At 65.8% G+C, this 19,814-nt stretch carries 14 protein-coding genes and 1 tRNA gene; 1 reads left to right on the forward strand and 14 read right to left on the reverse strand.

Features of this window, described 5'->3' with window-relative positions; all coding sequences use genetic code 11:
* Positions 1-11: 11 nt before the first annotated feature.
* From IVA79_RS12165 to IVA79_RS12185, 5 genes are all read right to left on the reverse strand, one after another.
* Positions 12-2,342 (reverse strand): acetamidase/formamidase family protein, encoded by a 2,331-nt coding sequence (locus tag IVA79_RS12165; protein ID WP_247553156.1) that lies wholly within the window; start codon positions 2,340-2,342, stop codon positions 12-14.
* Positions 2,343-2,477: 135 nt separating this feature from the next.
* On the reverse strand, positions 2,478-3,719 hold the full coding sequence (locus IVA79_RS12170) for an acetamidase/formamidase family protein (RefSeq protein ID WP_247553158.1): 1,242 nt from the start codon (positions 3,717-3,719) through the stop codon (positions 2,478-2,480).
* 43 nt (positions 3,720-3,762) lie between these two features.
* Positions 3,763-5,385 carry an amino acid ABC transporter permease/ATP-binding protein gene (locus IVA79_RS12175; protein WP_247553159.1) on the reverse strand — a complete coding sequence of 541 codons (1,623 nt, stop codon included), beginning with the start codon at positions 5,383-5,385 and terminating at the stop codon, positions 3,763-3,765.
* Positions 5,385-6,305, reverse strand: a complete 921-nt coding sequence (locus IVA79_RS12180; protein ID WP_247553160.1) for an ABC transporter substrate-binding protein — start codon at positions 6,303-6,305, stop codon at positions 5,385-5,387. Before IVA79_RS12180 ends, IVA79_RS12175 begins: the two co-directional genes overlap by 1 nt.
* A 274-nt stretch (positions 6,306-6,579) precedes the next feature.
* Entirely contained in the window at positions 6,580-6,840 is a 261-nt protein-coding gene (locus IVA79_RS12185) for a hypothetical protein (protein ID WP_247553163.1), read from the reverse strand.
* Positions 6,841-7,093: 253 nt separating this feature from the next.
* On the opposite strand from IVA79_RS12185, the gene IVA79_RS12190 reads away from it, so the two are divergent.
* On the forward strand, positions 7,094-7,303 hold the full coding sequence (locus IVA79_RS12190) for a hypothetical protein (protein WP_247553165.1): 210 nt from the start codon (positions 7,094-7,096) through the stop codon (positions 7,301-7,303).
* Between the two features lie 82 nt (positions 7,304-7,385).
* On the opposite strand, the gene IVA79_RS12195 is transcribed toward IVA79_RS12190, so the two are convergent.
* From IVA79_RS12195 to IVA79_RS12235, 9 genes are all read right to left on the reverse strand, one after another.
* Positions 7,386-7,532, reverse strand: a complete 147-nt coding sequence (locus IVA79_RS12195; protein ID WP_247553167.1) for a hypothetical protein — start codon at positions 7,530-7,532, stop codon at positions 7,386-7,388.
* A gap of 201 nt (positions 7,533-7,733) precedes the next feature.
* Positions 7,734-7,807: transfer RNA gene (locus tag IVA79_RS12200), tRNA-Cys, on the reverse strand.
* Positions 7,808-7,905: 98 nt separating this feature from the next.
* On the reverse strand, positions 7,906-8,658 hold the full coding sequence (locus IVA79_RS12205; protein ID WP_247553170.1) for an ABC transporter ATP-binding protein: 753 nt from the start codon (positions 8,656-8,658) through the stop codon (positions 7,906-7,908).
* A gap of 7 nt (positions 8,659-8,665) precedes the next feature.
* Entirely contained in the window at positions 8,666-9,382 is a 717-nt protein-coding gene (locus IVA79_RS12210; protein WP_247553173.1) for an ABC transporter permease, read from the reverse strand.
* 201 nt (positions 9,383-9,583) lie between these two features.
* A complete protein-coding gene (locus IVA79_RS12215) occupies positions 9,584-10,315 on the reverse strand; it encodes a tRNA-uridine aminocarboxypropyltransferase (protein WP_247553191.1) in 732 nt (243 codons plus the stop codon).
* A gap of 37 nt (positions 10,316-10,352) precedes the next feature.
* Positions 10,353-13,460, reverse strand: a complete 3,108-nt coding sequence (locus IVA79_RS12220) for an efflux RND transporter permease subunit (RefSeq protein WP_247553192.1) — start codon at positions 13,458-13,460, stop codon at positions 10,353-10,355.
* Positions 13,460-16,609 (reverse strand): efflux RND transporter permease subunit, encoded by a 3,150-nt coding sequence (locus IVA79_RS12225; RefSeq protein WP_247553193.1) that lies wholly within the window; start codon positions 16,607-16,609, stop codon positions 13,460-13,462. Before IVA79_RS12225 ends, IVA79_RS12220 begins: the two co-directional genes overlap by 1 nt.
* A gap of 37 nt (positions 16,610-16,646) precedes the next feature.
* The gene (locus IVA79_RS12230; protein WP_247553195.1) at positions 16,647-18,050 is read right to left on the reverse strand and encodes an efflux RND transporter periplasmic adaptor subunit; all 1,404 of its coding nucleotides are present in this window, start codon (positions 18,048-18,050) and stop codon (positions 16,647-16,649) included.
* A complete protein-coding gene (locus IVA79_RS12235; RefSeq protein ID WP_247553197.1) occupies positions 18,040-19,524 on the reverse strand; it encodes an efflux transporter outer membrane subunit in 1,485 nt (494 codons plus the stop codon). Before IVA79_RS12235 ends, IVA79_RS12230 begins: the two co-directional genes overlap by 11 nt.
* Positions 19,525-19,814 lie beyond the last annotated feature (290 nt).

Genomic DNA, 19,814 nt, shown 5'->3' on the forward strand with positions numbered 1-19,814 from the left:
GGGTGTCCTTGTCAAGGTGCGTCCTGAAACAGGCGCTTGCTGATGATGGCGTGTACGCCCCAATTGCCATCGACCACCTGCGTGACGCCGAAATCGACGGCGGCCGACATCAGCGCGATCGCCTCGTCTTCGCTGAGGCCTTTGACGTTCATCAGGAAACGCCGCATCTTGCGGAACGCGTCTTTCATGGCGAGGTCGAGCGAAGACTTGGCGTAGACCTCGCTCTGCCCCTGCGCGCCGAATTCCGCGAGATAATTGGGATGGCTGAAGCCGGTCAGCACCCAGTCGCTCTCGGTCTCGATCAGGGGATAAGATAGATCGGCGAAGGGACGGCCGGGGAGATCGGCCTTCTTGTGCAGGATCACCTCGAAGGTGCCGGTCATCGAGCATTCGATCGCGGTGCCGCTGAGCTCGCCGTCGCCTTGCGCGGCATGCGGATCGCCGACCGACAGCAACGCACCGGGAACCGAGACCGGAAGATACACGGTCGCCCCCTTGCCCAGCCGCCAATTGTCGAGATTGCCGCCGAAATAGGACGGCGGCACGGAATCGACGAAATCGACCTCGCGCGGCGCCACCGCAATCACGCCGAAATGCGGACGCAGGGGAATCTTGATGCCGTCGAGCACGGCGTGGCGACGCTTGATCGTAGCGGGTGCGACGGGAACGCCGGGATAGTCGTAGGTGGTGTGCACGATTCCGAAGGGATCGGTCTGCGGCTCCCAGCGGTAGGAATAGAGCGCGCGGGCGTGCGGTGCCTCGGCGTCGTCGAAGATCTCATAGATGGTGACGGCTTCGCGCGGTTTGGGCCCGCCGAGAAACTCGTTGTAGTGATAGCCCCACCACGCCGCCACCGAGGAACCGAACACGCGGCCCGCATGGTTCGGATTGCGGCTGGCGCGCGGCACGATGTCGAGGATGCGCACCTCCAGCACATCGCCGGGCCGGGCGTCCTTCACCGCGATGGGCCCGGTGCAGATGTGCACGCCAAACCCCTCGCCGGCACCGCGGCCGAACACGCTGGCATCCATGGGCCCTGCGCCGCGGCGGTCGACGTTCTTCTTGCTCTGCGTCCAGCCAAACACACTTTCGGCGGCGGCATCGCCGGCGATCATCAACTCGGGATCGTCAGAGGCGTGCTGCGTTAGCGTCTCGATGGTGATGGTGTCGCCCGACGCGATCTCGATCTGCGGCGGCAAGGAGCGGCTGAAATAGCCCCAATGAACGCGGCTGGCCTCGACCGGAAGATGGTGATGACGGCGTTCGGCGGTTGTCCGCTCCTCGGCGCCGGTACAGGCGACATTGCTGCGCGTCTCCACGCTCGGATGCGCACGCAGTTGCGCCAGTGCCTCCTGCGGCCAGCCGCGCTGACCGGCGACGCCATGCTGTGCAATCGCCCGCTCCGCCTCCTGCTGGCGGAACTCGCGCGGCGGCAGGCCGAAGCGATGGCGGAAGGTGCGGCTGAAATGCGCGGAGTCGCCAAAGCCATAAGCGTAGGCGATCTCCGAGATCGAGCGATGCGCCTCGGTCGGATTGGAGAGGTCGGCCCAGGCGCGCTGAAGACGTCGCTCGCGAACATAGTGGGTGAAATTGTCGCCGACCGTTTCGAACAACTTTTGCAAGTAGCGCTCGGAAATGCCCTCGGCCTGGGCGACACGCGCCGGCACCAGATCGGGATCCTCGAGGCGCCGCTCGATGGTCTGACAGATCCGGTGCAGCAGCGCAGTTTGCGTCGCACTGGATCCAGCATCCGGGCTCGAGGCCGCCAGCTGATGCGCGAGCGTCCGGAGAAGATCGACGAGCGACTGCGCGAGCGAATTCCATTCGGCATCGCTCAATGTGTCGAGCGTGCGCGCGGTCGCGTCCAGCAAGCGCGAGAACACGTCGGCAAAATCGCTGGGTGGCACGACGCGCGGCTCGCCGAGCCGTGGCTTACTCGAGAGCCGTCCGCGCAGCGCCTCCGATGTCACCGACAGCACGATGGCGCGCATGTCGCGCTGGAACACGATGCTCCAGTCCCCGCTGCGCGGCAGCAGCACGAGATGACCGACGGGAACGATGCGGTGTCCGCCCGCGCTTTTCAGCACCATGCCGTCCTCCACCGGCATCAGCGCGATGGGAAGGTCTTCGTTCGCTCGCGAGAGCGGACCAATACTCTGCGCGCCCGCAGCCATGCGCGTGAGCGCGACACCTGCGGCATGGCGATGGGAGGCGGTTGCGTGCCCGTCGAGGAAGGAATGCGCGCCTGCCGGCTGCAGGCCGACCGCAGCCAGCACGTCCCGCCAGGCCTCGGGGCGGTCGTCTTGCGCATAGGACTCGCTCGTGAACGGGCGAAAACTCATCGGATCGACCCAGATTGCAGTCGATCGAAGCAACCTCTGTGCCAAACGCACGCGGTCGTCCGTCGCTGCGACGGGCCGCAAATGGTCTCCGCCTGTCACGCGCTCATCCCAAAAAACAGACCGCATCTCAATGTATTACTCGCACCGGAAGATGTTCTTGCGGATCGTGCCGTGAACGCCCCAATTGGCGTCGACAACCTGAGTCACGCCGAAATCGGCGCCGACCGACATCAGCGAGATCGCCTCGTCCTCGCTGAGGCCATGCACGGTCATCAGGAATCGACGGAGTTTTCTGAACGCATCGCGCATCGCACGGTCGAGACTACTGTGATTGGCAATCTCGGTTTGCGCGTCAGTGCCGAGCGCGGCGAGATAGTTCGGATAGGTGAAGCCGTAGAACGACCAGGCGTGATCGGTCTCCAGCATGGGATGGTCGAGGCCTTCAAGGCTGGTGCCGGCAAGGTCGGCCTTCTTGTGCAGGATGAACTCGAAATCGCCGGTCAGCGAGGTCTCGATCGCGGTGCCGCCGAGCTCGCTGTCGCCCTGAGCGGCATGGGGATCGCCGACCGAGAAATAAGCGCCGGGGACCGCCACCGGATAGAACATCCGCGCGCCCTTGCCGATGCGCCAATCGTCGATGTTGCCGCCGGTGTAGCTCGGGGGGATCGAGCTGACGAAATCGGCCTCCGACGGTGCGAGGCCCATGGTGCCGAAATGCAGCCGCGCCGGCACCTTCACGCTGGAGAGGATGTTCTCGCGCTTCTTGATGCTGGCATGGTCCACGCGGACGCCGGGATAGTCGATGGTCGGATGCACAATGCCGTCAGGGTCGGTCTGCGGCGTCCAGACGTAATTGTAGACGGCCTTTGCGTAGGGCTCGCCGGAGGTGTCGAGCTCGAAGATGGTGACGACCTCGCGCGGCTTCGGCTCCTCGATCAGGTCGTGATAGTGAAAGCCCCAGTTCGCTGCGACATTGGAGCCGAAGCAGCGGCCGGCGTGGCAGACGCTGCAGCTCGGCCGTGGCCGGACGTCGAGGATGCGCACCTCCAGGATGTCGCCGGGCTCGGCGCCTTCGATCGCGACCGGTCCGGTGAGCAGATGCACGCCGATCCCCTCGCCTGCGCCGCGGATGAAGGGGCCCTCGACAGGGCCCGAGCCGCGGCGCGCCACGGCTTTGTGCTCGCGGGTCCACTGGAACACGCTTTCGGCGCCGGGATCGCCCTGGATCATGCGCTCGTAATCGTCATTGGCGTGATGGGTCAGTGTCTCGATGGTGGCGCGATCCCCGGAGCGCAGCGTCAGGGCCGGCGTGACGGTCTTGGAGAAATAGCCCCAGTGGACGGTTTTCGGCGAAACCGGCAGCGTGACGTGCTTCATGAGGTGGCCTCTTCGGGAGTCTTGAACCTTGTGGAGGCGCCGCTCATCGCACCGCCTCTGGAGTCTTGTCGGCTTCCATCACACTGAGGAATCGCGCCGTCAGCGGATTGCGGGGATTGGAGAGCACCTCGTGCGCCGGCCCCTCCTCGATGATCGCGCCGCCGCTCAGGAAGGCGACGCGGTCGGCCACTTCGTCGGCAAAGCGGATCTGGTGTGTCGAGATGATCATGGTGAGGCCGTCGTCGATGGCGAGTCGCCGGATCACCTCCAGCACCTCGTTGACCAATTCCGGATCGAGCGCGGAGGTCGGCTCGTCCAGCAGCAGCACACTCGGATTTGGCGCCAGCGCGCGCGCTATGGCGACGCGCTGCTGCTGGCCACCGGAGAGATGCCGCGGCAGCGCATCGGCGCGATGCGAGAGGCCAACGCGGTCGAGCAGCTCGGTGGCACGGCGGTCGGCGTCAACGCGGGGCATGCCGTGAACCCAGCGCAAGGGGCCGGCGATGTTTTCCTTGGCCGAGAGGTGCGCAAACAAATTGAACTGCTGGAACACCATGCCGACCCCAACGCTGGCGCGCTCATTGGCAATCGCGCGCGGCGACAGCGGCTTGCCGTCCTCGGAAAAGCCGAGGCGGCGGCCGCCGACGCGCACGGTGCCGATGTCCCAGTTCTCGAGATGGTTGATGCAGCGGAGCAGCGTGCTCTTGCCGGAGCCACTCGGCCCGAGCAGCGCGACCACCTCGCCGACGCGCACCGTGAGATCGAGGCCGTCGAGCACCTTCGACGGGCCGTAGCTCTTGGTGAGGTGCTTTGCTTCCACCGCGATATTGTTGCGCGCAATCGTCGCGGCGCGGCGGGCGCGCTCCTCGCGCGTCAAGGCCAGCGGCGGCGTGTCGGTCAACTCTGCTGGTGCGGGCTGGGTATCGGCGACGGTCGCATCGGGGAGCTCGGCCTTGGCGGCGAGATCGACGCGGCGCCACGGCAGATAATCCGCGAGCTTGCGCTCGCGGCGCTTGGTGCGGTCGAGATCGAGCAACCATTCGGTGAAGAGCTGGATCGCGCTGATGGTCGCAGTCAGCACCAGATACAACAGACCCGACGCGAAGAAGATCGAGAAGAAGTCGAAGGTCGAGGACGCCAGCTGTGTCGAGCGCAGGGTCAGCTCCTGCACCGCGACCACGGAGGCGAGCGAGGAATTCTTCAGCGCGCTCACCGCCTCGTTGCCGAAGGCCGGGATCATGGTGCGGATCGCCTGCGGCGCGATGACCCGGCGCATCAGCACGGACGGCGTCATGCCGAGCGCCTGCCCCGCCGTCAGTTGCCCGCGGTCGACGCCCAGCACGCCGGCGCGCAGCATCTCTGCGATGAACGGCGCCTCGTTGCAGGCGAGCGCGAGGCCGGCGGCCAGCACCGCCGGCAGCTTGATGCCAACATGCGGCAGCGCGTCGTAGGCGAACACCATCTGCAGGATCAGCGGCGTGCCGCGGAAGATCACGGTATACGCCCTGGCGATCGCCGCCAGGGCCCAGAAGCGCGAGAGCTGCATGCCGGCGAGGATCAATCCGAGGATCAACCCGCCGCCGAGCCCGAGGGCGGTCACCTCGAGGGTGAGCTCGATGCCCTCGAGCAGATACGGCATGCTCAGATAGTGGAGGAACAGGGACATCAATCGGCCGTCAGAATGTCCGGCTCCTTGAAGTTGTTCACATCAAGCCCATGCTTCTTCAGGAGCTCCATATGCGTGCCGGCCTTCTGCACTTCGATCAGCGCGGCAAGCACGGCGTCACGGAATTTCGGCTTGTCCTTGGGCACGGCGATGCCGACCGAGTATGGGATCGTCACCGCGATCGCCTTCTCCAGCTTGTCCGGATAGGCCTTCACCGCGCTGTCGACGGTGTTGACGTCGTTGACATAGGTGTCGGCGCGGCCGGCGAGGATCGCCTGGATGCAATTGGCGTTGTTGTCGTAGAGCTGGATGGTCGGCTCGGGCTTGCCGGCCTTCTTGCACTCCGGGATCAGCGCCTGGATCAGGGGCACCTCGACATAGCCGGTGTTCTCGGCGGCGGCCGCGCCGCACATCGACATGTTGATGCCGTTGATACCCTTCGGATTGCCTTTGGCAACCAGCACGCCGTCGAACACTTTCGAATAGGTGATGAAGTCGGCGGCCTTGGCGCGCTCCTTGGTGGCGTAGATGTCGGAGATCACGATGTCGGCCTGGCCGGCGGCGAGCGTGGTCAGGAGCGCCGCGAACGTCACCGGCTTGTAAGTCAGCTTGAAGCCCAGGCATTCGCCGATGGCTTCTCCGAGATCGATGTCGAAGCCGATATATTTGCTGGGATTCTTGGGATCGATGGTCTCATAGCCCGGCGTGTGCGGATTGATGGCGTTGACGAGCGTCTTGCCCTTCCAGTCCGGGTATTTCTCCTGGAGCGTGGCGCAGGCGGCGGGCGCTGCAGCCTGCGCGTTCAGCGGTGCGGCGACGACGAGACCGAACGCGAAGGCGGCGCCGAGCATGAGCTTGCGCCGTGGCCATGATGCGCGCGCCAATCCCCGCCGCGCCGGGGGCCAAACCGATTTCTCCATCTCGCCAGTTCCTCCGAAATGTCATGGCGCCTGCCATGGTCCAGTGATCGGGAGGAAGCGTGCGGGAGTGGGCCGCGAAAAGCTTGTCCGCGGGCGTACAAAAAATTGGATGGACTGCGCCCGGCATTTGGGCAAACGGCTGCACAAAAACTGTTCTCAGGCCAGCCGCGCAGGTCGGCCCTCCACAGCCTGTCCGCAGCATATCCACAGGGCTGATATCGCGGATTTGTCAGGAGGGCGGCGGACTTGCTGCGCACAAATCCACATGCCAGGGCTATCCCCCGGCCTGATCGAACACGCTGCGGCAGGCCTCGCTCAGGCTCGCGCGGTTGCGCCGCAGGCACGCCGTGATGGCGCGGACGTTGGGGATTTCGCCGGCGCAGAGCCGGTAGACATCGGGCGTGCAGGCCCGGCGCTGCTCCGCCGTCGCCTGCGCGTGGGCGGCAGAGGCGAACAGTGTCAGGAACAGCCCGAGCGTCGAGGCGCGGCGCGCCCGGCTCTTCACACCCGCAAACCGCAAGAACCTCGCCTTCATGACCAGTCTCCTCCCTGCCCGCCCCGGCCTGCATTGGTCGGTGTGCGACGGGGTAGGAGAAATAAACCGCTGGGGATGTGATCTCTTTCACACCGCCGGCGCAGCGGAGGAACCTAGGGTCGCCAAGAGGATTTTTAGAGATCGTTAACCAATCGGGACCCGATCGCCGGATCGTTAAAATGCGAACGATCGGATCAATCGGGTAACAAACCGGCTTTGCGACATTGCGCCATCCGCGGTCTGCGAGGGTGCGATGAGAAGCGAAGCCGAATTCAACCTGCTGCTGGATGCCGTCCGGGACGCCATGGTCATTGAAGATTTTGCCCCCGCGCCGGAAGAGGCGTTCGTGCCCCGCTCGTCGATTTTTGGCGCGACTCTCAAGAAATCGCGGATGGCCGCCAATGACAATGAGGGCGCCTGGCCCCTCCTGCCGTTTCCCGACGGCTGGTACGCGGCCTGCTGAAGGCTGCTTTCGCTGTGAACCGAAGCGCCCGTCTCGCGGGCGTTTTGCTTGAGGCAGCGCCGGAAACCCGGCGCAGCAACGATCAGGTCTTGACGCGATCCTCGCCATCCTGCGGTACCCGGTCGGGCGCGGCCGATGGAAAGATGCTGTCATAGATCGCGCGGGCCTCGCGGATGAGGCGAGCCCGCTCCAGCTCGGTTTTCGGGACAAATCGGACGATGTCGCCCACGGGTTGCTCCAGCGCTCGTTGATGCAAGTCGCATCACTTCGCAGATGCGAACTCTATGCCAGCGGGCGTGAATCCAGGGTTTCCAAGCGCCCCGGGAAAACCCGGTGACCGCGCCGCCTCGCACCGCGGCAGACGGCCGCGCGCAGCATCGGCGGAACTCGCGCCGAGATCCAATTTTGCTGAAATATCAGAGAGTTGTAATGGAGGCCACGACCAGAATTGAACTGGTGTACACGGTTTTGCAGACCGTTGCGTAACCACTCCGCCACGTGGCCCCGTAAGGCCGGAGCAATATAGGGGATGCGGGGTTTAGGCAACCGCCTTCGTCCGACTTTCCCGACGAGTTTCAGCGGCTTGATGCCAGTTTGAAGCGCTAGGCCTTCGCCCCGCCGAGGTAACGGCCGAGAATCTCCTCGGTCGTGCCGGCCGCCGTGATCCGCCCCTGATCCAGCAGGATCGCCCGGTTGCAGGTGCTCTTGATCAGTTCGACGTCGTGCGTGGCGAGCACCAGGATGCCGGCGCGGGCGACGATCTCATCCAGCCGCTGCCGCGCCTTCTTGCGGAATTGCTGGTCGCCGACGCCGATCCATTCGTCGAGCAGCACGATCTCGCCTTCGACCGCGGTTGCGACCGCGAAGATCAGGCGCAGCATCATCCCGCTGGAATAGGTGCGCAGCGGCAGGTCGAGCCGGTCGCCGAGCTCGCTGAACTCGGCGATCTCCGCGCGCCGCGCATCGATCTCGGCGCGCCGCGCGCCGATCACGAGGCCGCGCCGCATGATGTTCTCGTAGCCGGTCGCCTCCTCGTCGAAGCCGGCCGACAGATCGAACAGCGACAGGCAGCGGCCGAGCACGTCGATGCTCCCCGCCGTCGGATGGTAGATGCCGGCGAGAACCCGCAGCAGCGTGGTCTTGCCGGCGCCATTGGCGCCGATGATGGCAAGGCGGTCGCCGGCGCGGACGTCGAGGCTGACTCCATTCAGCGCCGTAATGAGGTGCGAGACTGCCGCCTTCCGCCGCAGCGTCACGGCGCTGACGAACCGGCTGCGCAGCGAACGGTCGCGAAACGTCAGCACCGGAAACGTGACCGAGACGTCGCGAAGCACGATGTGGGCCGTGGTGGTCATGCGCGCATCACAGCCAATACGCCACGCGATGGCGGTATTTTGCGTAGCAGCCGAGGCCAATGACGGCCACGGCGATCGCGTAGACCACCCCGAGCAGCCATTGCTCCGCATCGGTCGGCTGCGACAATAGCGGCCGGCGCACGAGATCGAGCAGCGTCGCGAACGGATTGACCCGGGTCAGCCAGTGAAACGCGGTGCCGCGCACGCTGTCCTCGGTCCAGATGATCGGCGTGAGAAAGAAAACGAACTGCAGGCCGCTGACGATCGCCGAACCAATGTCGCGAAAACGCGCGCAGAGCATGCCGAGCGCGACCGACCCGCCGAGCAGCGCGAGAAACAGGATCGCAAAGCCTGGCACCGCGAGCAGCATGCTCCAGTGCAGCGGCCAGGGCATCACGACATAGAGCAGCACGACGATCACCAGGTGATGCGCGAAGATGAGGACGTTGCGCGCGATCATCTGGAGGACATGAACGATCAGCGGTGCCGGCACCGCCTTGATGAGATGACCTGACGCCACGAAGATGTTGGAGCCCTCCTGCAGCGTCGTGGCGATCAGGGTCCAGACGATCAGGCCAACCGCGAAGGACGGCAGGAAGACGGCGATGTCCTGCTTGAACAGCGCCGCATAGACCGTGCCGACGCTCGCGATCGTCGCAGCGAGCGTCAGCGTGATCCAGAGCGGGCCGATCACGGTCCGGCGGTAGCGCAGCGAAATGTCCATCAGCGCGAGCGTGCCCCAGCGATCGGGCCGCGCCGCCTGTGCCAGGATTTCCTTCGCCGCGAGCTGAATTCGACTGCCCCTTCGGTTGCCGCTCTCTCCGATGCCGCAACAGGAAAGCAGATCGCGACCCGTTTCGACCGATGGCCTCAAAATGCCCGCGCTTCGCGGTGCAATCAACCGTATAGATGAAGAGGGCCGAAGTCAGGTGCGCTTGCGCCGCCGGAAGTCGCGCCGGCCCTTCGGAGCGGGTTTGGGCGCCAGTTCCGGCATCTCGGCCTGGACCTCGCGGTAGCGTGTCAACAGCCGTTCAAAACTCGCGTGCAGCGTGTCAGCGATATCAGGGCGCCGCTCGAGGCCGGCGAGAATCGTCGCCGCGGCCTCGATGGTCGAGAGCCCGTCGCGGCGCGGCTCCTTGCGCAGACGCCCGTAGCGCGAGGGGTGCGCCGGGTTGAGGATCACGCGCTGGCACTTCAGCATCCAGGGATTGCGCCACCACAGCGCCTTGGCCTGGCTCCAGGTGCCGTCAAGCAGCACGATTCCTTCGAGCTTGCCGAGGATCGCCCGCTGGTTGTCTGCAACCTCGCCCTTGCGGTTGAGCGCGACAATCTCGCCTTCGGCTTCGAGATCGGCGGCACGCGCCGAGCCGAGATAGAGCACGGCCCAGCGCGCGGCGTTCTCGACCGGCCGTCCCAGCGCCTTGGACAGGCTCGGCCAGGACAGGCCGACCCGCACCGTGGCAGCGGCGAAATGCTTCGCCAGCAGCCGGGCGGTGCCGAGCGCCCTGTCCTGCTCCTGCGGGTGCTGCAGGATCAGCAGCGACAGCCGATTTTCAATCGGCGTGACGCTGTCGCAGATGCACAGCGGCATCGGCTTCTGGCAATGCGGGCATTCCGGGATCGGGTCGGCGGCGGCAATATCTGGCGGGTTCGACATGGGCGCCGCTATACGCTTCAAGCGGGGCTTCAACAACCTATTCCGCGGGCGCAGCCAGCGGCCGCGGCGCGGACCGCCGCCGCAGTCGGTCGATCAGCAGGTAGATCACGGGCGTGGTGTAGAGCGTCAGGATCTGCGAGACGAACAGGCCGCCGATGATGGTGATGCCGAGCGGACGGCGCAGCTCCGTGCCGGGGCCGGTCGCCACCACGAGCGGAATGCCGGCGAACAGCGCCGCCATGGTCGTCATCAGGATCGGGCGGAAGCGCGCCTGGCAGGCCTCGAAGATCGCCTCCGCCGAGGACAGGCCGCGCTGGCGCTCGGCGTCGAGCGCGAAATCGACCATCATGATGCCGTTCTTCTTGACGATGCCGATCAAGAGGATGATGCCGACGAAGGCGATCACGGTCAGCGGCGTGTTGGTGAGCTGCAGGGCGAGCAGCGCGCCGAGCCCGGCCGAGGGCAGCGTCGAGATGATGGTGAGCGGATGGGCGAGGCTCTCATAGAGCACCCCGAGCACGATATACATCGCCACCAGCGCGCCGAGGATCAGAAGCGGCTGGCGGCCGCTGGTCTTGGCGAAGTCGCCGGCATTGCCGTCGAAACTGCCGCGAATGCCCTCGGGCATGTGCAGCTCCTCGACCGCCCGCTGGATGTTTTGCGTCGCCGCCTGAAGCTGCACGTCCGGCAGCAGGTTGAACGACACCGTCGTCGAGGGGAATGACTGCGAGTGATAGACCGCGAGCGCGGCGAGGCCGCGCGTCGCGCGGACGACGGCCGACAGCGGCACCTGCGCATCGCCCGCGCCCGCAACGTAGATGCGCTCGAGGTTGGAAGGATCGACCTGGAATTTCGGATCGATCTCCAGCACGGTCATGTACTGGTTGCGCTGGGTGTAGATGATCGAGATTTGCCGCTGCGAGAAGGCGTTGTTCAGCGCGTTGTCGATGTCCTGAACCCTGACGCCGAGCGCTGAGGCCTTCTGGCGATCGATCGCAAGCGTCAGTTGAAGCCCGCCGGGATCGCGGTCGCTGGAGATGTCGGTGATGCCCTCGACACTCTCCATGCGCTTGGCCACGATCGGCGCCCACTTCTGCAGCAGACCGAGGTCGGTGCTGGTCAGCGTGTACTGGTAGTCGGAATCGCTCTGCCGCCCGCCGGCACGGACGTCCTGGGCGGCGAACATGAAGAGGCGGATGCCCGGCACGGGGTACAGCGCGCGCCTGAGGCGGTCGATCACGACCTCCGTCGAGACGTGGCCGCGCTCCTCCGGCGGCTTCAGGCTGATGAACATGGTGCCGCGATTGGAGGTGGCCGAGCCCGGGCCCCCGCCTCCGCTGCCGACGGTCGAACCGATGCCGGCCACGGCCGGATCCTTCATCACGATGTCGGGCAGCCGCTGCTGGAGGCCGAGCATCGACTGAAACGAGATATCGGCCGAGGCGCGCGTCGCCCCGATGACGAAGCCGGAATCGTCGGTGGGGAAGTAGCCCTTGGGGACCTTGATGTAGAGCGTCACCGTGAGGCCGATGGTGGCAAAGAACACCAGCAGCGTCGCCAGCGGGTAGTCGAGCACGGTGCGCAAGGTGCGGGCGTAGAAGGCGACGATGCGCGACAGCGAACCCTCGATGATGCGATCGAACAGGGTCGCGGTGCCGGACGTGGTCTGTCGGATATAATGGGCGCAGATCATCGGCGTCACCGTCAGAGACACCAGCGTCGAGACCAGGATGGCGAAGGTCAGCGTCAGTGAGAATTCGCGCAAGAGGCGGCCGACGACGCCGTCCATGAAGATCAGCGGCGTAAACGCGGCGATCAATGACAGGCTGATCGAGACCACGGTGAAGCCGATCTGCTTCGCGCCCTCCTGCGCCGCCCGGAACGGCCGCATGCCGTGCTCGAGATTGCGATACATGTTCTCGATCATGACGATGGCGTCGTCGACCACGAAGCCGACGGAGATCGCGAGCGCCATCAGCGAGAGATTGTCGATCGAGAAGCCGGCGGCCCACATGCCGGCGCAGGTGCCGGCCAGCGCCAGCGGCACCGAGATGCCCGCCGCGATCGTCGGCGTCAGCCTGCGCAGGAACACGAACACCACGACCATCACCAGGACCGCGGTCGCCAGCAACGTCCATTGCATGTCGAGCACGCTGGCGCGGATCGTGCCGGTGCGGTCGACAAGGGTCGAAATCTCGACGCCGGCCGGAATCCATTGTCTGAGCTCGGGGATCAGCGCCTTCACCCGATCGACGGTGTCGATGACGTTGGCATCGCCCTGCTTGGTGATCTGGATCAGCACCGCCGGCTGCTTGTTGAACCAGGCGATCGAGCGGGCGTTGCGGACGGAATCCTCGATCTCGGCGACGTCGGACAGCCGCACGAAATTGCCGCCAGAGCTCTTGATGACGATGTCGCGGAATTCCTTCGCCGTGCGCATCTGCTTGTTGAGCGCCAGCGTCTCGCTCTGGCGCTCGCCGTTGAAGATGCCGACGGGACCGAGCGGATTGGCGTTGATGATCGCGGTACGGACGTCGTCGGTGGCAATCCCTGCGTTCGAGAGCGCCACCGGATTGAGCTGGACGCGCACCGCCGGTTGATCGGCGCCGCTGATGGCCACGTTGCCGACGCCCGGAACCTGCGAGATGCGCTGCGCCAGCACGGTGTCGGCGACGTCGTAGATCGCGCTGGCGGACAGCGTCTTCGAGGTCAGCGCCAGCACGAAGACGGGCGCGCCGGCCGTATTCGCTTTGCGGAAGCGCGGCAGCGTCGGCAGGTCGCTCGGCAGGTCGATCATCGCGGCGTTGATCGCCGCCTGCACGTCGCGCGCGGCCTTGTCGATGTTGCGGCCGATGTCGAACTGGATCTGGATGCTGGTCGTGCCGAGCGTCGAGGTCGAGGTGATCTGGTTGATGCCGGCGATCTCACCGAGCCGCCGCTCCAATGGTGAGGCCACCGTCGCCGCCATCACGGACGGGTCGGCGCCAGGGCGGCTGGCCGAGACGAAGATCGCGGGGTAGTCGACGTTCGGGACCGAGGCGACGGGAAGGAACTCGTAGGCGACGACTCCCAGCAGGAACAACCCGATCGACAGCAGCGTGGTCGCGACCGGGCGGCGGATGAAGGGCTCCGAGATCGATGCCATCACTGCATCCCCTCGGTCGCGCCCGCAACCGGCGGGCCGCCGGATTCAGCCGGCGGCAGCGCCTGCTCGAGGCGGCGGTTGATGCGATCGAGCGCGAGGTAGATCACGGGCGTGGTGTAGAGCGTCAGCAGCTGGCTGAGCAGCAGGCCGCCGATGATGGAGATGCCGAGCGGGAAGCGCAGCTCGGCGCCGGTGCCGCTCTCGATCGCGAGCGGCAGCGCGCCGAACAGCGCCGCCAGCGTCGTCATCATGATCGGGCGGAAGCGCAACAGGCATGCCTGCACGATCGCCTCGTTCGGCGACATGCCCTGCCTGCGCTCGGCCTCGAGCGCGAAGTCGATCATCATGATCGCGTTCTTCTTGACGATGCCCATCAGCAGGATGATGCCGATCAGGCCGATCACGGAGAGGTCCTGGCCGCAGAGGATCAGCGCCAGGATCGCTCCGACGCCGGCCGAGGGCAGCGTCGACAGGATCGTGATCGGGTGGATGTAGCTCTCGTAGAGCACCCCTAACACGATGTAGATCGTGATCACGGCGGCGAGCAGCAGCCAGGGCTGACCGGCGAGCGCCTTGGCGAACTCGGCGGCATCGCCGGCATAGACGCCAACAATGCTGCCCGGCATGCCGATGCGGGTCTCGATCACCTTCACGGCGTCGACGGCATCGCCGAGCGCGGCGCCCGGCGCGAGGTTGAAGCTGAGCGACACCGAGGGGAATTGCGCCTGGTGTGAGATCGCCAGCGGCGCCGTGGTGCGCTTCAGCGTCGCCACGGCAGACAGCGGAACCTGGGCATTGGGCGCACCGACGGTGGTGCTCGCAGCGCCGGGCAGATAGAGTTTCGACAGGATCGAGGGATCGCGCTGGTACATCGGCAGCGCCTCCAGCACAACGCGGTACTGGTTGGCCTGGCCGTAGATGGTCGAGATCTGTCGCTGTGCAAAGGCGTCGTTGAGCGTGTCGGTGATGCCCTGGAGGCTGACGCCAAGCTGGCCCGCACGGGTGCGATCGACGTCGAGCTGCGCCCGCAAGCCCCCCTCCTGCGCCTCGGAGGAGACGTCGCGGAACAGGGGATCGCGCCGCATCTCCGTGACCAGCTTGCGCGCCCATTCCGATACCAGCGTCGCATCGGTGCCGGTCAGCGTGTACTGGTATTGCGAGCGGCTCGACTGGGTCGAGATCTGCACGTCCTGCACCGGCTGGAAATAGACAGTCATGCCGGGGATGCCTGATACCCGCTCCTTCAGACGTGTGATCACCACGCTCACATCGTCGCGCCGCTCGCCGCGAGGTTTCAGCGTCATGACAAGACGCCCGACATTGGTGGTCGGGTTGACCGAGCCTGCGCCAATGACCGAGACCACGCCGGTCACATCAGGATCGGCCTTGATGGCGTCGGCCGCCTCGCCCTGCCGCTTCCGCATCTCCGCGAACGACACGTCGGGCCCGGCTTCCGTCACCGCCGTGATCGAAGCGGTGTCCTGTAGCGGCAGGAATCCTTTCGGCGCGACGACATAGAGGACGAGGGTCGCAGCCAGCGTGGCAAAAGTCACGACCAACGTGGCGCGCTGCCGTTCCAGCACCCACAGCAGCGTCCGATGATAGGCCCCGACGGTGCGGTCGATGAAGCGGCTGATCGCGGTCAATCCCGGCACCGCCAGCTCCTCGTGGGCGTGCTTGAGCAGCCGCGAGCACATCATCGGCGTCAGCGTCAGCGAGACCACGGCCGAGGTGACGACGGCGATCGTCAGGGTCAGCGCGAATTCGCGGAACATGCGCCCGACGAGGCCGGACATGAACAAGAGCGGGATGAACACCGCGATCAGCGACACCGTCAGCGAGATCACGGTGAAGCCGATCTCGCTGGCCCCCTTCAGCGAAGCCTCCATCGGGCCGTCGCCGTTCTCCATGTGACGGACGATGTTCTCGATCATGACGATGGCGTCGTCGACGACGAAGCCGGTGCCGATCGTCAGCGCCATCAGCGACAGATTGTCGAGGCTGAAGCCGGCGAAATACATGATGCCGAAGCTCGTGATCAGGGACAGCGGCAACGCCACGCCCGCGATCAGCGTGGCTCGCAGCGAGCGTAGGAACAACAGCACCACCAGCGTCACCAGCACGACGGCAAGGACCAGCGTGAACTGCACGTCGCGCACCGAGGCGCGGATGGTGACGGTGCGGTCGGAGACGATGGTGAGGTTCACGCCGGCCGGGATCGCGCGCTGCACTTTGGGGATTTCGGCGCGGATCTGGCTGACGACGTCGATCACGTTGGCGCCGGGCTGGCGCTGGATGTCGATGATGACGGCCGGCGTGCCCTGGTACCAGCCGCCGGTGCGGTCGTTCTCCAGGCCATCGACGATCTGCGCGACGTCGGCGATGGTGACGGGCGAGCCGTTGCGATAGGCGATGATGACGGGCCTGTAGGCGTCGGCCGCGGCGATCTGGTCGTTGGCCGCGATGATGTAGGATTGCTGCGCGCCGTCGAGCGAGCCTTTCGGCCCCGAGACATTGGCATTGGCGATGGCGGTGCGCAGATCTTCCATGGCGATGCCGTAGGCGGCGAGCCGCGCCAGATCGGCCTGGATCCGCACGGCCGGCTTCAGCCCGCCGAGCACCGAGACGCGCCCGACGCCGGAGATCTGGCTCAGCCGTTGCGCCAGAAGCGTGTCGGCGATGTCGCTCATCGCCCGCAGCGAGATGGTGTCGGAGCGCAGCGCCAGCGTCATGACAGGCGCGTCCGCCGGATTCACCTTGGCGTAGGTCGGAGGATAAGGCAGCGTCTTGGGCAGCACGCCGGCCGCCGCGTTGATTGCAGCCTGCACATCTTGGGTGGCGCCGTCGATGTCGCGGTTGAGATCGAACTGCAGCGAGATCTGGCTGACGCCGAACGAGCTCGTCGAGTTCATCGCCGACAGCGACGGGATCTGCCCGAGTTGCCGCTCCAGCGGCGCGGTGATCAGCGAGGCGATCACGTCGGGGCTCGCGCCCGGAAGCTGCGTCGTCACCTGCACGGTTGGGAAATCGACCTGTGGCAGCGCCGAGACCGGCAGGGCGAAATAGCCCAGCAGCCCGCCGATCAAAAGCGCGATGCCGAGCAGCGAGGTTGCGATCGGCCGTCGGATGAAGGGTTCGGAAACACCCATGGGTTACGCCTGCCGCATCAAGCGGCTGTTGTCGGGATCATGGCTGCTTGGCTCCAGATTCGGATGCCCCGGGCCCCGGTGCCGGCCCGGTCTGTCCCTTCTGGTCGCCTTCGCTGCTCTTGCGCTTGGCACGGAACTCGCCGTCCTTGCCCTGTCCGTCCTTTTGGCCTTCGTTCTGGCCCTCCTTGGCGCCATCCTTCTTCTGAGCATCAGGCCCGCGCGAGCGCTTGCGCGGCGCGAGATCGGCTGACGGGGTCTGGTCGTCGCGGCCGATGATCACCTTGGAGCCGTCGGACAGATTGGCAAAGCCCGTGGTGACGACCCTATCGCTCGCCGACAGGCCGTTGGCGATCACGGCGTCATGCTCGTTCTGCTGGGTCACCGTGACCGGCTTGGCCGAGACGACGTTGTCCGCACCGATGACATAACTGAAAGTCCCGATCGGGCCGCGCTGCACCGCGGATGTCGGCACCACCAGCGCCTGCGTCAAGGTCTCGACCTTGAGACGAACGTTGACGAACTGGCCCGGCCAGAGCTGGTAATTGGCGTTAGGGAATTCGGCCTTGAGCTTGAGCGTGCCGGTGGTCTGGTCGACCTGATTGTCGATGCCGGTGAGCTTGCCGGTGTCGATCACGGTGATGCCGTCATTGCCGAACACGTCGACCGCGAGCGCGCCTTTCGCCGCGGCCGCATTGACGCGCATGATCTGCTGCTGCGGCAGGCTGAACCACACCGCGATCGGCTGCAGCTGCGTGATCACCACGAGACCCGTGGTGTCGGAGGCGTGGATGATGTTGCCCTGGTCGACCTGGCGGAGGCCAGCGCGGCCCGAGAGCGGCGCCACGATCTTGGTGTAGCTCAGCGTTGCCGCCGCGTTGTCGATCGCGGCCTGATCCGCTTTCACCAGCGCCTCGGTCTGCGCGACCAGCGCACGCTGGGTGTCCGCCTGCTGCTTGGAGCCGGCGTTGGAGGCAGCCAGCTGCTCGTAACGCGAGAGGTCGATGCGCTGGTTGGCGAGCTGGGCCTGATCCTGCGCCTTCTTGGCGACCGCCTGGTCGTATTGCGCCTGATAGATCGCCGGATCGATCTCGCCGAGCACGTCGCCCTTCTTGACGTCCTGTCCCTCGGTGAAGTTGACCGCGATTAGCTTGCCGTCGACCTGCGAGCGCACGGTCACGGTGTTGAGCGCGCGGATCGCGCCGACGCCATCGAGATAGACCGGAACGTCCTGGACCCGCGGGCTCGCCGCCAGCACGGGCACCGGCAGATCGGGCCGCTGATTGCGGTTGTTGGCCTGTTGCTGATGCGTGGCGATCCAGCCGAGATAACCGAGCCCACCGAGGATGGCGAGCGTGATCAAGGTCATGACGAAGCCACGGCCGCGCGATTTTTTCGCCGTCCCCTCTTCCGCGCCCTGCTTGGCATCCGGCTTAAAGAGCATTGACCGGTTTCTCCATTCGCGGCTCCCAGCCGCCGCCGAGGGCCTGATACAGGCTGACGATGGCGAGCAAGCGGGCCAGTTGCGCCTGTGACAGCGCGTCTTCCGCCTGGAACAGCGTCAGTTGAGTGTTGAGCACGGTCACGATGTCGGCGGTGCCGGCGCGCAATTGCTGCTCGGAGAGATCGAAGGCGCGGCGCGAGGCGACAACGACGTCGCGCTGCAATTGCAGCTTGATGGTGGTCTGCTTGATCGAGAACAGCGCGTTGTCGACGTCGGCAAAGGCCTGGACGATGGTCTTGCGGTAGGTCTGGAGCAGCTCGTCCTGCCGCGCCTTGGCAAACTCGAAATTGCCGAGGATCTTGCCGCCGTCGAAGATCGGCTGCGTGGCGCTGCCGACGAGCTGGAAGAAAGCCGCATGCGGCTGGAACAGCGAGACCAGCGCCGCGCTCTGATAGCCGCCATTGCCGGTGAGCTGGATGGTCGGAAAGAACTGCGCGCGGGCGTTACCGATGTTGGCGGTCGCAGACGCAAGCTGCGCCTCCTGCCGGCGGATGTCCGGCCGCTGCGTCAGCAGCTCCGAGGGCAGGCCGGGCGTCACGCGCGGGATCGCGACCCGGTCCAGCGAGCCGCCGAGCACGCGCACGCTCTCCGGCGGACGCGCGACCAGCACGGCGAGCGCGTTGACGTTCTGGTCCAGCGTCTGGCGCAGCGGCGGCACCAGGGCCTTCTGGTTGGCAAGTACGCTTTCCTGCTGGGCGACATCGAGATCCGAGCCGGTACCGGCCTTGCGCCGCTCCCTGACGGCGTCGAGGATGCGCTGCGCGCTGGCGATGTTGCGCTGTGACGTCCTGATGCGGTCCTGCGAGGCCAGCACCTGGAAATAGGCGTTGGCGACGGCCGCCAGCGTCGTCAGCGCGACGGTGTCGCGATCGAAGCGGTTGGCGTTGGCGGTCTCCTCGGCCGTCTGCAACGCATCGCGGTTCTGGCCCCAGAAGTCGAGCTGATAGCTCGCGCTCAGCGAGGCCGAATAGTTGACGACTTCGCGGCCGCCGATCGACAGACCCGAGGAGCTTGCGCCCGAGGTGCGCGAATAGGTTTCCGATCCACCCGTCGATACGCTCGGCAGCAGCGCCGCGCCCGCCTGCCGCGCCTGGGCGTCGGCCTGGACGATGCGCGAGACGGCGGCGGCGATGTCGAGATTGACGGTTTGCGCCTCCTCCATCAGCTGCGTCAGCTCCGCGGAGCGGAAGCCACGCCACCAGTCCAATGACGGCGGCGCATCGCCCTTGCCCGCGTATTTGTACTGCGTGGGAACGTCGAGGGCTGGATCAGGAAGATCCTGGGTCAGCACGCAGGCGCCAGAGCCGGCGGCGAGGCACACCACCGCAAGCCAGCGCGCCGCGCGCCGCGTCCGGGATGCAGAACCTTCGGACCGCCGCACGGCGATCGCCGGAACATCCTGTGTCACATCCACCCCCCGCCGGGCAGATCCAGCCGCCGCGCAACCGGATTAACCGATTCGCGGCGGGACAATCGGGGGGCTTTGGATAACTCGTTCACAGTAGTGATGCTTTCTGCGGAACCTCGACATCGATACTAGCCGGGCGCTGAACTGCAGGACAGTCCCGCAGTTGCGAGATCGCCGGACCAACGCGCCTGAAGCGGATCGATGAAAATGCAAAAGGGTCTTGTCTCGCAGTGACTTCTCTCATTCTTGAAACGTTGGGAGACGCCAATAAGCTTACCAAGATTTCATGTGATATT

The organism is Bradyrhizobium sp. 138 (assembly GCF_023074075.1).
Classification (GTDB): domain Bacteria; phylum Pseudomonadota; class Alphaproteobacteria; order Rhizobiales; family Xanthobacteraceae; genus Bradyrhizobium.